At 35.4% G+C, this 15,608-nt stretch carries 14 protein-coding genes; 12 read left to right on the top strand and 2 right to left on the bottom strand.

All coding sequences use genetic code 11. The annotated features are described in order from the left end of the window. Nucleotides 1-145: 145 nt before the first annotated feature. The 10 genes from DWB61_RS10545 to cysN all read left to right on the top strand — a co-directional run bounded on the left by DWB61_RS10545 (nt 146) and on the right by cysN (nt 9,658). Nucleotides 146-958: an outer membrane protein assembly factor BamD gene (locus DWB61_RS10545; protein WP_125030879.1), complete on the top strand. Its 813-nt coding sequence runs from the start codon at nt 146-148 to the stop codon at nt 956-958. A gap of 86 nt (nt 959-1,044) precedes the next feature. Then, nucleotides 1,045-1,380, top strand: coding sequence for a DNA-directed RNA polymerase subunit omega (locus DWB61_RS10540; RefSeq protein ID WP_125030878.1), 336 nt, complete (start codon nt 1,045-1,047; stop codon nt 1,378-1,380). Between the two features lie 59 nt (nt 1,381-1,439). After that, on the top strand, nt 1,440-1,997 hold the full coding sequence (locus DWB61_RS17790) for a flavoprotein (protein ID WP_225423379.1): 558 nt from the start codon (nt 1,440-1,442) through the stop codon (nt 1,995-1,997). A 14-nt stretch (nt 1,998-2,011) separates the two neighbouring features. Next, nucleotides 2,012-2,644 (top strand): phosphopantothenoylcysteine decarboxylase, encoded by a 633-nt coding sequence (locus DWB61_RS17785; protein WP_225423378.1) that lies wholly within the window; start codon nt 2,012-2,014, stop codon nt 2,642-2,644. A 117-nt stretch (nt 2,645-2,761) separates the two neighbouring features. Next, entirely contained in the window at nt 2,762-3,655 is an 894-nt protein-coding gene (gene porD, locus DWB61_RS10530; RefSeq protein ID WP_125030877.1) for a type IX secretion system protein PorD, read from the top strand. 53 nt (nt 3,656-3,708) lie between these two features. Continuing rightward, a complete protein-coding gene (gene recN, locus DWB61_RS10525) occupies nt 3,709-5,364 on the top strand; it encodes a DNA repair protein RecN (RefSeq protein ID WP_125030876.1) in 1,656 nt (551 codons plus the stop codon). A 118-nt stretch (nt 5,365-5,482) separates the two neighbouring features. After that, nucleotides 5,483-6,322, top strand: a complete 840-nt coding sequence (locus DWB61_RS10520) for an enoyl-ACP reductase FabI (RefSeq protein WP_125030875.1) — start codon at nt 5,483-5,485, stop codon at nt 6,320-6,322. 366 nt (nt 6,323-6,688) lie between these two features. After that, nucleotides 6,689-7,297 carry an adenylyl-sulfate kinase gene (gene cysC / locus DWB61_RS10515; protein WP_125030874.1) on the top strand — a complete coding sequence of 203 codons (609 nt, stop codon included), beginning with the start codon at nt 6,689-6,691 and terminating at the stop codon, nt 7,295-7,297. A gap of 75 nt (nt 7,298-7,372) precedes the next feature. Further along, a complete protein-coding gene (gene cysD, locus DWB61_RS10510; RefSeq protein WP_125030873.1) occupies nt 7,373-8,278 on the top strand; it encodes a sulfate adenylyltransferase subunit CysD in 906 nt (301 codons plus the stop codon). A 108-nt stretch (nt 8,279-8,386) separates the two neighbouring features. Continuing rightward, nucleotides 8,387-9,658, top strand: coding sequence for a sulfate adenylyltransferase subunit CysN (gene cysN / locus DWB61_RS10505; protein WP_125030872.1), 1,272 nt, complete (start codon nt 8,387-8,389; stop codon nt 9,656-9,658). 350 nt (nt 9,659-10,008) lie between these two features. Here cysN and DWB61_RS10500 read toward each other — a convergent pair whose 3' ends face one another. Together DWB61_RS10500 and DWB61_RS10495 are read right to left on the bottom strand one after the other, a co-directional pair. Then, nucleotides 10,009-11,502: an OmpP1/FadL family transporter gene (locus tag DWB61_RS10500; protein ID WP_158614394.1), complete on the bottom strand. Its 1,494-nt coding sequence runs from the start codon at nt 11,500-11,502 to the stop codon at nt 10,009-10,011. Between the two features lie 68 nt (nt 11,503-11,570). Beyond that, the gene (locus tag DWB61_RS10495) at nt 11,571-13,010 is read right to left on the bottom strand and encodes a hypothetical protein (protein ID WP_125030870.1); all 1,440 of its coding nucleotides are present in this window, start codon (nt 13,008-13,010) and stop codon (nt 11,571-11,573) included. Between the two features lie 280 nt (nt 13,011-13,290). Here DWB61_RS10495 and proS point away from each other — a divergent pair, with 280 nt between their 5' ends. Together proS and DWB61_RS10485 are read left to right on the top strand one after the other, a co-directional pair. After that, nucleotides 13,291-14,766, top strand: coding sequence for a proline--tRNA ligase (proS, locus tag DWB61_RS10490; RefSeq protein ID WP_125030869.1), 1,476 nt, complete (start codon nt 13,291-13,293; stop codon nt 14,764-14,766). A gap of 141 nt (nt 14,767-14,907) precedes the next feature. Beyond that, on the top strand, nt 14,908-15,591 hold the full coding sequence (locus tag DWB61_RS10485; RefSeq protein ID WP_125030868.1) for a hypothetical protein: 684 nt from the start codon (nt 14,908-14,910) through the stop codon (nt 15,589-15,591). The last annotated feature ends 17 nt before the right edge of the window (nt 15,592-15,608 follow it).

Genomic DNA, 15,608 nt, shown 5'->3' with positions numbered 1-15,608 from the left:
ACCATTGAAAAAATATTGTAGGTATCTATCTGCTTGATAACCTTGTTAAAAAAATATAATTGCAACAATATGATAGTGTGAAATGTTCAAAATTGGCGGAAAATTCTATCTTTGCATGATACAAAATAGTAGAGTCCATATACCTATGAGAAAAATCCTTTTGTTGATTGTGCTTCTTTCTACGCTTTTAGCTGGATGTAGCGAATATCAAAAACTTCTAAAGAGTAATGATACTACTCTTAAATACAAGAAAGCCATTATATATTATAATGAAGAACAATATGTAAAAGCAGCTACGCTTTTCGAAGAGTTGATACCTGTATTTAGGGGCACAAGTAAAGCGGAAACCGTGAGTTACTATATGGCTTACTGTAACTATGGAATGAGTGACTTTATCACTGGAGGATACTATTTCCGTAATTTCATTAAGAGTTTCCCGGATAGTCCATATGCTGAAGAGTGTTTGTATATGAGTGCTTATTGTTATTATAAAGAATCACCAAAACCTCGATTGGATCAAACTTCAACAAAAGATGCTATCGATGCCTTGCAATTGTATATTAATCGTTATCCAAACTCAACTCGAATTGAGGAAGGGAATAAATTGATTGATGAATTACAAGATAAATTGGTTTATAAATCATATTTAAGTGCTCGTAACTATTTCGATAGAGAGCACTATCCTTCAGCTATAATCGCGTTAGAAAATGCAATTAAAGATTATCCAGGTTCTTCTTATCGTGAGGAACTCATGTTTATGCTTTTAGATTCTCGCTACCAATATGCAATAAAGTCGATTGACGAAAAGCAAAATGAGCGTTTCAATTTGGCTAAAGAAGAATACTTTGCTTTTGTCGATGAGTTTCCAAAAAGTAAGTTTCAGAAGGATACTGAGCGTATGATCAAGGAGATTGAAGCCTATTTTGGAAAAGATAAATCTGCAAAAGAAGATAATTAGTTATAAATTAGAGGAAAACTCTTAAAAAATTGTATTTTTGCAAGCTGAACTAAAAATAAACCAATAGATAATAATTCTTTGACAGTATGGATTACAAAAAAACGAATGCAGCAGGTTCAACTATTACACGTAACGTTACAGAGTTGAGCAGGGAAGTAGGAAATGCTTACGAATCAGTGATGATTATGGCAAAGCGTTCCAATCAGATTGCTGTAGAGCTTAAAACAGAACTGAATAAGAAACTTCAAGAATTCGCATCTTTTACTGATAATTTAGAGGAAGTTTTCGAAAATCGCGAGCAGATCGAGATTTCGAAATATTATGAGCGCTTACCAAAACCGACTTTAATAGCGGTTGAAGAATTCATTAATGGTGACGTTTATTACAGAAATCCTGCTAAAGAAAACAATACGGATAAGTAAAATTTTGCTTTAATATTTAAGTTCCCTCGAAACAGGGAACTTTTTTAGTTTTACGGCTTATGTTAAAAGATAAGAAGATTATACTTGGAGTTACAGCAAGTATCGCTGCATACAAGGCTGCAACTTTGGTGCGCTTACTTGTAAAAGAAGGCGCTGAAGTAAAGGTGTTAATGACACCATATGCCAAGGAGTTTATTTCTCCGGTAACAATGGCTACACTTTCGAAAAATACGGTATTAAGTGACTTTTTTAAGCACGATGATGGTGAATGGAATAGCCATGTTGATTTGGGTTTGTGGGCAGATGTTCTTTTAGTTGCACCAACTACAGCCAATACTATGGCTAAAATGGCTCATGGTATTTGTGATAACCTTTTGTTGACAACCTATTTGTCGGCTAAATGCCCTGTGATTCACTCCCCAGCTATGGACTTGGATATGTTTAAGCATCCTGCGACACTTCGTAATATGGATATCTTAAAATCATATGGCGATAGCTTTATTGAGCCTTCAAGCGGTGAGCTTGCTAGTGGTTTATATGGCAAAGGTCGAATGGAAGAACCTGAAATAATTGTTGAGAAGCTCAAGGAATTCTTTGCTTCAAAAAAAAAAGACTAATTAATAAAAAGGTCATGATAACAACAGGGCCGACTTACGAAAAGATCGACCCTGTTCGTTTTATTGGTAATTTCTCCTCAGGCAAAATGGGTTTTTCAATTGCTGAAAAACTAGCAGAAGAAGGTGCTCTAGTTACTCTCATCTCTGGGCCTTCTGTATGCCAAACTAATCATCCCAACATTCATAGAATCGATGTTATCTCAGCACAGGAAATGTATGATGCTTCTGTTGAGCATTTTCCGCATTGTGATGGAGCTATCATGACAGCAGCTGTTGCTGATTTTACGCCTCTTAATCCTGTTGATGCTAAAGTAAAACGTGAGAAGGAAAACTACACGATTGAGTTAACGCCGACACAAGATATTGCTGCATCGCTAGGACAGATTAAATCTGAAAAACAATTTTTAGTAGGCTTCGCACTTGAAACTAATAATGAGGAGCAAAATGCACAAATAAAGCTTGAGAAAAAGAATCTGGACTTAATTGTGCTGAACTCATTAAATGATTCTGGTGCCGGTTTTCAGCACGATACTAATAAAATCACAATTTTTTCTCGGAATGGTGAAGTGAAAAAGTTTGAGTTGAAACCAAAGTCTCAGGTTGCAAAAGATATTGTTGATGAGTTAATTCGGAATCAGAACTTCTAGAACTCATTTGATGTGTTATGTCTAAACAATAATTGAATGTTTTTTTAGTTAGGTTTATTAAGCTTGACTGCTCATTTGTTTTGATTAACTTTAGTCTTAATTTTGAAAAATTCGGATATGCGTAAACTACTTTTTCTAATTCTCGTTATACTCTCTGTTGCAAATGTGAAATCACAAGAATTACAATGTAATATACAGGTTGTGAGTCAGCAAATACAGGGGACTAATAAGCAGGTTTTTAGAACCATGCAGACAGCAGTGTATGAGTTTATTAATAATAGGAGTTGGACAGATCATGTTTACGATCAGGATGAGAAAATAGAGTGCAATATTCTAATTAATCTCACAGATCAGATTTCTTCGGATGAATTTAAGGGAACAATGCAAATTCAGGCTCGTCGTCCTGTTTTTAACTCATCATTTAATACCGTTCTTCTAAATTTTAAGGACAACGATATTCACTTTAAATATGCAGAGTATCAGGCTTTGGATTATAACGAGTCTAATACTCCTACTAGTTTAACTGCACTTTTAGCTTTTTATGCCAATATTATTGTTGGACTCGATTACGATTCGTTTGCCTTAGAGGGGGGAACACCCTATTTTACTAAAGCAGAGGCTATCGTCAATAAGATGCAAAATGCAAAATATCCAGGTTGGAAATCCTTTGAGAGTAAGAGTAATAGATATTGGTTGATCGAAAATATATTGAATAATTCCTATCGTCCTGTTCGAGAATGTATTTATCGTTATCATCGTTTGGGATTAGATAAAATGTCAGATAAGTTGACTGATGGGCGTTCTGAGATTGCTGAGTCTTTGCGCTTATTGCAGAAAGCTCATCGTGCTAAACCAGGTTCTTTTATTCTTCAGATATTTTTCGATGCAAAAGCAGATGAATTGGTTAAAATATTTACTGAATCGTTTAATGATGAGAAAAAGCGTGCTTACAATATTTTAAGCGACATCGACCCTGCAAACCTGAATAAGTATAAGAAGATCCTTGAGTAAGCGGAGAGATCTTTTTTCAATTATTGCTTTAAAACTTATATTTTAAATATAATATGCTTCAATCCTTAGCTATACGAAACTATACTCTAATCAATCAGATTGAGATTGATTTCAATAACGGATTTTCGATTATAACAGGTGAGACAGGATCTGGTAAATCTATTTTACTAGGTGCTTTGGGCTTGGTTTTAGGTCAACGACCAGAAACGAATATCCTTAAAGATAAAGACCTTAAATGTGTTGTAGAGGCTCATTTTAATATTTCAAAGTATCACCTGCAAAAGTTCTTTGCTGATGCTGAAATGGAATATGAGGAAGAAACAATTTTACGACGTGAAATTTTACCTAATGGTAAAACTCGTGCTTTCGTAAACGATTCACCTGTTAGTGTCAAGCTTTTAAAAGAGTTGGGGCTTAGGCTAATCGATATTCATTCTCAGAACCAAAATTTATCTTTAGGTGACTCTGAGTATCAAATGGGAATTGTAGATACTTATGCACAACATGCTTCATTGTTGAATGATTATCAAGTTCAGTTTGAAAATTATCAGCATATCAAAAGAGAATTGTATCGTAAAGAACAAATTGCTCTAAAAGAAAAATCTGATTTGGATTACTATCAATTTCAATTGGAGCAATTGCTTGATGCAAATTTGGTAGATGGAGAACAAGTTGAAATGGAATCAGAACTTGAAACTCTAAACCATGCCGAAGAGATAAAAACGAATTTATTTAAGGCATCAAACCTGTTAAGTGAGGGCGAAGTAGCAATTATTTCTTTATTGAAAGAGGCTCGTTCAGCCATTGGTCAAGTGCAGAATGTTTTTTCTGATGGGGAGAATTTTTACGAGCGTTTTGAAAGCTCATGTATTGAATTGCAAGACTTGGCCTCTGAACTTGAAAGGAGTTATGAATCGATGGAGTTCGATCCATCTAGGATTTCTTTTCTCAATGAAAGACTAGATACTATTTATAGTTTTCAGCAAAAACACCGCGTAGAGTCTGTTGAGGAATTAATTAAGATACGTGAAGACTTGGATCAGAAAGTTCAGGATATTTCATCCAGTGATGATTTGATTGAAGAATTAAAGGAGCAATTGCAGAAGCAGGAATTAAATCTTGTGAAGGTATCTGAAAAGCTCAGTAAGAGTAGGAGGTCTGTGATTCCAGATATTGAAAAAGCTTTGGAATCTCAACTGATTCAGTTGGGGATGCCTCATGCTAAAATTAACTTCGAACAAAGTATTGCTGAAGAATTTCAGTATTTAGGGAAGGATTTAATACGAATTTTATTCTCTGCAAATAAGAATGGACAGCTTGAAGAAATTTCAAAAGTTGCTTCAGGTGGAGAAATGTCGCGATTAATGTTGAGTATTAAATATTTAATCTCAGCTTCTACAGCCTTGCCATCTATTGTCTTTGATGAAATTGACACTGGTGTTTCTGGAGAGATTGCAGATAAAATGGGAGTCGTTATGCGTGATATGGCTGAAAATATTCAGGTAATCAGTATTACTCATTTACCACAGATTGCAAGTAAAGGAAATTATCATTATAAAGTTTATAAGGCTGATGATGAGTTGGAAACTTACTCAAATATAGTCCTTTTGGATAGTGAAAGCCGTATTGAAGAGTTAGCCAAGATGCTTAGTGGAGCTGACATGACTCAAGCTGCTATGGAAAATGCTAAAGTCTTGCTATATAGATAGATCAGTGGGAAGGTGTTTGATTAACGAATTTATTCAGTCTTAATAAATGATCTTTTTTTGATTTATTCTAAATAATATTGGTTAAATTTGTAGCTGATAAAATTGAAAATTTCAAATTATGTCTTATAACTTATTAAAAGGAAAAAAAGGAATCATCTTTGGTGCCTTAAACGAAATGTCAATCGCATGGAAAGTTGCTGAATTGGCTGTTGAAGAAGGTGCTGAGATCGTCTTAACAAATACACCCGTTTCCATTCGTATGGGAACTATTGATGAGCTAGCAAAAAAATGTAATGCACATGTTATTGCTGCTGATGCAACTAATCCTGAGGATTTGGAGAATTTGTATAAGGAATCTATGGAGCTTTTAGGAGGTCCTGTTGATTTCATTCTACACTCTATTGGGATGTCACCAAATGTTCGTAAAGGAAATTCATACGATGAATTGAACTATGAATACTTAAAGAAAACACTTGATGTTTCGGCTATCTCTTTCCACAAAGTGATTCAGAAAGCTAAAGAAATGGATGTCGTTGCCGAATACGGATCAATTGTTGCCTTATCTTATGCAGCAGCTCAAAGAACGATGTACGAATACAATGATATGGCCGATGCAAAAGCCATGTTGGAATCTATTGCACGTAGTTTTGGTTACATCTATGGTCGTGAGAAAAGCGTTCGAGTGAATACGATCTCACAATCACCTACGATGACGACTGCTGGTAGTGGTGTAAAAGGTTTTGATAAGCTGATTGATTTCTCTGAGCGTATGTCCCCACTGGGAAATGCCTCTGCTCAGGAATGTGCAAATTATTGTATCACTCTATTTTCAGATCTAACTCGAAAAGTAACCATGCAGAATTTATTCCATGATGGTGGATTTTCAAATATGGGAATGAGTTACAGAGCTATGCAACAGTATAATAAGAGTTTTGATGAGAAATGTGACTGTAAATAGTCAAATCATCTAGCTAATAATTTTAAAAGCTCCCTTTGTAGGGGGCTTTTTTTATACTTATTATTCAAGTCTTTGAGCCTATATTACTTTATTTTAAATAAAGGATACATGCTTCTTTTTTTACTGTAGAATCTTGCTTGTGTATTCCTAGTCTAAAATTTTTATAATCATCTTAGAAATTGTACATTTGTGTCTGATTTTTCGGAAGGACTCAATCTAAAATTGATTAAAATCTTTCATAAATTAAGAAATTGGGAACTCTTCATCAGCTACTGCTGAATGGGTGATTGAAATCGTATAGTTAGTTCGATTCTATCATGGCAAAAAGTTTAATAATAGCTGATTCGATTCATATAAAACAGATTAATGATCAGTAAAGCAACTAATATACATCCAGTTTTCGATCGAATTGTTGGTCGAGAAGAGAAGGAACAAATTTTAAATCAAAAAGCTCGTGTTATTTGGATGACAGGACTCTCTGGATCTGGAAAAACAACTATCGCAATTGGATTAGAAAAGGCACTTCAGAAAAGAGGGTTTTTAACTCAAATTCTGGATGGGGATAACATTAGAACAGGTATTAATAAAAATCTAGGTTTTTCTGAAGAGGATAGAACAGAGAATATTCGTCGTATTGCCGAAGTTTCAAAGCTGTTTGTTAATTGTGGAATCATTACAATAAATTGCTTTGTTAGCCCTACTCTTGCGATAAGAGAACAGGCTAAAGAGATTATAGGTGATGATGATTTTAGAGAGATCTACGTTAATGCATCGTACGAAGAGTGTGAGAAGAGGGATGTAAAAGGCTTATATAAAAAAGCTCGCAATGGTGAGATTAAAAACTTTACAGGTTTGGACGCACCTTTTGAAGCCCCCGAAAATGCTTTCTTGGAAATTAAAACGGCAGATATATCAATTGAAGAATCTGTAAAATGTTTGGTTGATGCTATTCTATCTGATATAAAGCAGGCATAGTTAAATTAGAGAATATAAAATACAAGATACTAGTGATCGGGTTTGATCACAGAAAAGTAAATAAAATTTTTTCGAATGAATGAATACAATATAAATCACTTAAGAGAACTGGAAGCTGAATCGATTTATGTGATTCGTGAAGTTGCAGCTCAATTCGAGAATCCCGTAATGTTATTTTCGGGAGGAAAGGATTCTATTATCATGTTTCATTTAGCAAGAAAAGCTTTTGCACCTGCAAAAGTACCTTTTGCATTAATGCATGTTGATACAGGCCACAATTTCCCAGAGACAATTGAATTTCGTGATAGATTGATGGAAGAGACAGGTACTCGTTTGATTGTACGTTACGTTCAGGATTCTATAGATCAAGGAAAAGCTATCGAGGAAACAGGTTTTGATGCAAGTAGAAACAAGCTACAAACTGTAACTCTACTTGATGGACTTGAGGAGTTGCAAGTAGATTGTGCTATGGGTGGAGGTCGTCGTGACGAAGAGAAAGCTAGAGCAAAAGAACGTTTTTTCTCTCACCGTGATGAGTTTGGACAATGGGATCCAAAAAATCAAAGGCCTGAGCTTTGGAACCTTTTCAATGGTAAAAAGAATATGGGGGAGCACTTTAGGGTTTTCCCAATTTCAAATTGGACTGAGATGGATGTGTGGCAATATATCTATTTAGAAAATATTGATATCCCTAATATCTATTTCTCTCATGAGCGTGAAGTTTTTGTGCGTCATGGTAATTTATTATCAGTTTCTGATTGTATTCCAATGCGTGATTCTGAAAAAGTAGAGAAAAGAATCGTTCGCTTTAGAACGATTGGTGATGCAACTTGTACTGGAGCTGTTGAGTCAGAAGCAAATACTCTTGAAGATATTATTGAAGAAGTAGCTGCTACAAGAACGACAGAACGTGGTACACGTCATGATGATAAGCGTTCTGAAGCTGCCATGGAAGATCGTAAAAAAGAAGGGTATTTTTAAGCCACTTCAAAGCTTTAAATATTATTTCAAGTACTGAATGTATTTGAATCAAGAAATAGATTAGAGATTAATTTCTCGTTTATGAATCTAGAATAAAAAGAAATAAATATGTCAGATAAAACATCAGGATATTTAGATATGGAGCTTTTACGTTTCACCACTGCTGGTAGTGTGGATGATGGTAAAAGTACCCTAATTGGTCGTTTGTTATACGATAGTAAAGCCATTTTTGAAGATCAAATGGAAGCTATCGAGATTTCTAGCAAAAAGCGTGGCGACACCGAGGTTGATCTTGCTTTACTTACCGATGGTTTAAGAGCCGAGCGTGAGCAGGGCATCACCATTGATGTGGCTTACCGTTACTTCGCGACTCCAAAGCGTAAATTTATTATAGCTGATACGCCAGGTCATATTCAGTACACACGAAATATGGTAACAGGAGCTTCTACAGCCAACTGTGCTCTTATTTTGGTTGATGCTCGTCATGGTGTTATTGAGCAAACTCTTCGTCATTCATATATTGCTAATTTATTGCAAATTCCTCACCTTATTGTATGTATCAATAAGATGGACTTGATGGGGTATTCTGAGGAGACCTATGAAAACATTAAGAACGAATATCAAAAAGTTGCTGATAAATTGAATATTAAAGATGTTCGCTTTATTCCTATTTCAGCCAAATTTGGAGATAATGTGGTTGATGCTTCTGAAAATATGGATTGGTATAAGGGTGAGACCTTATTGACTTTATTGGAGACGATTGAAATACTTGACGATAGAAATCATAAAGATGCTCGTTTCCCAGTTCAATATGTAATTCGCCCTCAGAGTGATGAGTTTCACGATTACCGTGGATTCGCTGGTCGTGTAGCTAGTGGCATATTCAAACCAGGTGATAAGGTTAAGGTGTTGCCTTCTGGCAGGGAAACAACAATTAAAGCAATTGATACTCTAAATGGTGAGTTGGATATCGCTTTTACGCCTCAATCTGTAACTTTAAGATTGAATGATGAAATTGATACATCACGAGGAGATATGATTGTAGCCGCTGACAATGTTCCAAGAATGGAGCAAGAGTTCGATGCTATGGTTTGTTGGATGAATGAACGTCCTATGATACAGGGAGGTAAATATACCATTAAGCATACTTCAAACGAAACACGTTGTATGGTGCGTAATGTAAACTTCAAAGTTGATATTAATACTTTGGAAGAAATGACGGATGATAAAACTATTGGATTAAATGATATCGCTTCATTGAAGCTTAAAACGGCTAAACCTTTGTTTTTCGATTCGTATAATAAAAATCGCAATACAGGTAGTTTTATTTTAATTGATGAAGCAACTAACGAAACTGTTGCTGCAGGTATGATTAGATAAATCTGGTTTAGATATAGAATAAAAAAAGCTCCCATCGGGAGCTTTTTTTTTGTCGCATTAAATGTCGTTTAAATTGAAATATCCTACGATGTTTTCTTAGATAGCTACATTGTTTTAGGCATGAAATTAGGTTTTTTTTTAGTGTGCTCAACATGTTAATAATCAGTATTTATATAGGGGCTGTGAAAACATGCTTATGTTTTGACCAAAACTACACTATGTTTTTTTTGTGCCGATAACTATAGCTTTTTATGGCATTTTTTTCGAAGCTCAAAACGATTTAAATATTTGTTTAGTAGAGCATCTTGTGTCGCAGTAAAAATGTTTAAAGCAAACATTTTTCAATGAAGTTAAAATTTGAAGCCAAAAGTTAATCGAACTTGATGATTTTTATCTTGAAGGTCAACTTTTCCTGATGAAATTAAATCGCCATCAGCAGTGGGAGTACTATAGTATATGTATGATTCATCCTTATCTGAATAGCTATAAGCCGCATCGAAGAAGAAATTGCCTTGACGAATACCGAAACCAGCAGAGTAAATATTGTATGACTCATCTATTGAGCTAGCTTTATATGGGTCTCCATAATTTGCAAACCCACCTCGTAAGCTTAAAGCGGATGAAACTCGATATTCTAAACCAGCTCTTAGGTTCCCAACACTTTCATAGGATGATTTAATGATATCATTCGCCTCAGGAGCTTCTGTGGTTCCATTGAAATCAAAATCATCTTGTCCATCAGAAAATTTGGCATTTGAGTAATCTACAAATTCGTAATCAAGACTAAGAATTGCTTTTTTAGAAAGAACTACGGCACCACTTAATGTGAATTTCATAGGTGTTCTATAGTCATAGGTGTAGCTTGATAATCTAGTTTTGTCTGCATAATTTGAATACCCATCATCATCTTCAGTTTTAAAATGTGAAGCCATTCTGTTTTGGAATTCATCTTCCATTGAGAAGAATGTTGGTGTATGTAATGAAGCGCCTAATCTGATATTTTGATTTGGCTTGTAAATCATACCAATCTTAAGATTAGCACCGACACCTGTTGTTTTTACATATTCTTCAAAATAATAATTATTCAAATCCGAAGCACTGTTTGTTAGTGTACTTTCAGTAAAACGAGCTGTTGATTTGTAATTAATACTTTGAATACCAAGTGAAGCTCCTATGTATAATTTATGAGCATAGTTGGCTCCAAAAGCAATATTAAATTCACCCAAATGACCTCTTTCTTCTACCGTTTTTCTTTGATTCATTTTTTCTCCAGGAAAAATAGGTAGATCATAATCTAGGGGGTTTTCATCTTGTGGATTCAATAAGTAAGTTTCATACGCTAAATTTTCAGTCATTGAATTTAACTGATTTGCTGATAAACCATCTGCATTTGTTTCAAACACATCCAGCATGCTTGATTCAGAATTTAGGATTTGAGAGATTGAAGATTTTCTAAAGTTATTGATCCGATTGTAGCCAATCCCAAAATTGAAATTCTGCCAGCCATCTTCAGAAGTTATTCTTGGCTTCATAGTGGCGACGTAACCAATATTGCTGATTCCAAAAGTGAATTTGTCATCACTAAGGTTGCCGCTTGTACTCTTTCTCATTTCCATGGTAGGCGTGAAGGTGAACTCAGAGCTTTGGTAGACTCCAAGGCCAGCTGGGTTTATACCAATACTAGAGAAATCTCCTCCTAGAGCTCCAAAGGCGCCACCCATGGCTGTTGATCGTGCTGTTCCTGTGTAGAACTGCTGAGAATATCGCAGAGCATCATCTGCAGTTTGTGCGTATAATATTCCTGAAAAGACTGTAAGGAATAATAAAGTGATATATCTTTTCATAGTCATGTGTATTTAAATAGCAGGTTAAGAAAAATTTAGTTAATCAATATCCAGATTCAAGTAGCGGTTTATCTTCTTCTAGTTGTGCTTCCACTTGAGCGGTTTCCACTATTTGAAGAACGAGAAGATGAACTTGATGAACGAACAGCTCCTGAAGAGCGTGACGAAGATGAACTTGGAGCTCTATATGAGCTAGAAGAGCTTTTTGTTGAACTTCTGTTATAGCTTGGAGTGCTCTTAACTTTACTGTAATTAGATGTTCTAGTACTAGTTCCTCTCATATTAGTCGATCGTTTTGTTCCAGAGTTATTATACGATGGACGTGAATTACTTTGAGGCTTTGTATAGTTACTTGTTCTTCTTCTAGTTGTAGTACCGCTTTTTGTTCCTTGATAAGTTGAACGGTTCTGTGTCCCATATCGAGTTGTAGTACCCTGATAGTTTGAACGTTTAACAGTTCCCGTTGTATTGGTACGTCTAGTACTTGTTCCTACACGATTGCTATATGAACTTCTATTGTTTCTAGTACCATATTTCTGAGCTGCAGTACTTCTTCTAATTGCATCTTGAGCAGTAGCAGCAGAGCGACGAGTTGTAGTCCCTGATTTGGTGTAACCAGCTGAGCGATTAACTCTGCTTACAGTACCATCTGTTATTGTTGCAGAACGCCTATTCGTGTATGCTCTATTAGTGCCAGCTTTTGATCCCATAGAAGATCTATGTCCGTAATAGTTGTTTGAATATCCTGAACCGTAGTAATTACCATGGTGATAATTATGTCCGTAGTATGGATAACAGCTATTTCCGTAGTATGGATAATTGTTATAATAAGAGTGTCCCCATCCAAAATTTAATGACCAGTAGAAATCGTCGTAGAAACCAAATCCTAAACCAAAACCGAAGTTAGAGCCGCAGTAAGGGGAATAGTTATAAGCAAAAGTTCGACCATAACGTGCAGGCGAGAAATTGAATGAGTTGTAGTAACCAAAGTTAGTCCAAGTAGGTGTCCACCATACGTTGTCTCCATCAACATAAACATTCCAATCTGGATCACCGGCTAGCCACATAGCCATATTATAACCACTGTTGTCGTAGTAGCCAAATCCTTGTGGATACCATTGTCTTAGCCTTTCAGCCTCTTCGCGATCGTAGTCACTACCTTTAAATTCATTGATATAATACCCTTCTTCTTCGTTGTAGTAGGTTGTGTCAATGCTTTCGATAGAGTCATTTGCAAGCATCTGACGATACTGCTCTTGAATCAGTTGAAATTCTCTATCATCGCTAAAAGTAGCCTTAGATGTAGGCTCAGTCTTTATAGTTTGTTCGATAATAGGTTCTTTTTTCTCGGCATGAGTCGTATAGACTGCCATTTCCTTATCGATTAATGTTTCTTCTCCAGGAACATAATAAATGTCATCCTGAAATGCCGATGTTCCCACATATGAGGGAGAACAAGCCGTTGCTATAAGCAAGGGAACGATTAGTAATTTGAAGTAAGCTTTCATCTGGATATGATTTAAGGTTTAGCTTTGATGTAATTTATCTGATTGGATTATTAACCTGTTTAGACAAGGACAAAAATCGAGCCTAAAATGTGTTTAATAATTATTCAATCACCTAAGTTTCATGTCTAGCCTTCAATATGATTATCTAATAATATTTTATACTTTTGTAGCCTAATTTAAAAGCCTAAAGTCTGATCTCTGATAATATATCAATGAAAACAAATTTTAAGAACTTTTAAGTATTATTTAGTTAGCAAATACTATACCAAAACAATATAAAATGGCAAAAGTTTTAACCAGTAGAAGCGAAAATTACTCGCAATGGTATAACGACTTAGTAATTAAGGCCGATCTAGCAGAAAATTCTGCAGTTCGAGGTTGTATGGTAATTAAACCATATGGCTATGCTATTTGGGAAAAAATGCAAGCAGTTCTTGATGGAAAGTTTAAAGAAACCGGACATCAGAATGCTTATTTTCCACTTTTAATTCCTAAGTCATTTCTTAGTAAGGAAGCTGATCACGTAGAAGGTTTCGCAAAAGAATGTGCAGTTGTAACCCATTATCGTTTAATGAACGACCCTAATGGGAAAGGCGTGATTGTTGACCCCGATGCACGTTTGGAAGAGGAATTGATTATTCGTCCGACTTCTGAAACAATTATTTGGAATACCTATAAAAACTGGATTCAATCATACCGCGATTTGCCTATTTTGATTAATCAATGGGCAAACGTAATGCGTTGGGAAATGCGTACGCGTTTATTCCTACGTACTGCTGAATTCCTATGGCAAGAAGGTCATACTGCTCATGCAACTAAAGAAGAAGCTTTGGTTGAAACTGAGCAGATGATTAATATATATAGTGATTTTGCTGAAGGTTGGATGGCCGTTCCTGTCTTAAAAGGAACAAAGACTGAAACAGAACGTTTTGCAGGTGCATTGGACACATATTGTATTGAAGCATTAATGCAGGATGGTAAGGCACTTCAGGCTGGAACATCTCACTTTTTAGGACAGAATTTTGCTAAAGCTTTCGATGTTAAGTTTACAAACAAAGAAGGTAAGGAAGATTATGTTTGGGCGACTTCATGGGGTGTATCTACTCGATTGATGGGGGCTTTAGTTATGGCTCACTCTGATGATCAGGGTTTGGTACTACCTCCAAAATTGGCTCCAATTCAGGTTGTGATTGTACCAATTTATCGCAAGGAAGAAGAGTTGGCTAAACTTGCAGAGGTGATTGATCCAATTGTGGCTAAGCTTAAGGCTAAAGGTATTTCTGTTAAGTTTGACGACAGTGATAATCGTAAACCAGGATGGAAATTTGCTGAATACGAGTTGAAGGGCGTTCCTGTTCGTTTGGCTATGGGTGCTCGCGACCTTGAGAATGGAACGGTTGAGTTAGCTCGTCGTGATACTTTATCAAAAGAGACGGTTGCTGTTGAAGGTGTTGAGGATTTGATTGAAAATCTTCTTGAAGAAATTCAAAACAGTATTTTCCAAAAGGCACTTGATTTCAGAACAGAAAAGACAACTAAAGTTGATTCTTACGATGAGTTTAAAGACTTATTGGAAACGAAAACTGGATTTTTCTTAGCGCACTGGGATGGTACTGCTGAAACTGAAGAAAGAATTAAGAATGAAACTAAAGCAACAATTCGTTGTATTCCTTTTGATAATGAGGAGGAAGAGGGTGTTTGTATGGTTACTGGTAAACCATCGAAGCAACGTGTTGTATTTGCTAAAGCATATTAAAGTCTAAATTAATTTCGCTGTTTAACGAAATTTAAACTTATAAATAACCGCTTCCGATTCTTCGGAGGCGGTTTTTTTTTACCTTTATCAGATGAATCAAAGGAATGATTCTTCGCTCAAAATTAACCAAACCCAAATAGAATGAATATACTCAACACTAAATCAGCCATATTACAAACCATCCGTGAAAAATCCATTTTAAAACAATTGGTTTATAAGAATACTTCTGAAGTTTTTGCCGATTTGAAAGAAGTTCTTAAAAATTTAGTTGAAGAGTATAATGCTGAACTTCATGATCAGTCTGATGCAGTAAAGTTGGATTATAAAGATAGAGGAGCATCTGAGGTTCAAATTCGTATCGCTTCGGATATTTTAATTTTTAGTATGTATTCAAATGTTTTTCAGTTTGATAGAGAGCATGCCGTTTGGAAGAAAGATTACGTTAAGCACAATCCTGATAATTCTTATTCAGGAGTTATTAATATCTATAACTTCTTGTCAGATTCTTTTAAATACAATCGATTAGAAGACTTAGGTTATTTGGTTGCACGTGTTTTTATCAATAAAGAGAAACATTATATTGTAGAGGGGAAACGCCAAATGGGACTATTAGAAAATGATTTGTCTCAATCGATAAGTAATGAAGATAGTTTGAGGAAAATAATAGAGACGGCTATAAATTATTCATTGAATTTTGACTTATTGGTGCCACCTTACGATGATGTTAAGATTTTGGCAGTGGCCGATATCGATGCGAAAATTCAAAGCTCAAGAATTAAAACGGGTAAACGTTTAGGCTTCCAGTTCAAGTCAGACGATGTTTAAATAATTCAGAAGTAAAT

Origin of the sequence: Ancylomarina euxina, from assembly GCF_003863355.1 — a bacterium.
Taxonomy (GTDB): domain Bacteria; phylum Bacteroidota; class Bacteroidia; order Bacteroidales; family Marinifilaceae; genus Ancylomarina; species Ancylomarina euxinus.
This window is presented reverse-complemented; position numbering and strand designations above follow the sequence as displayed.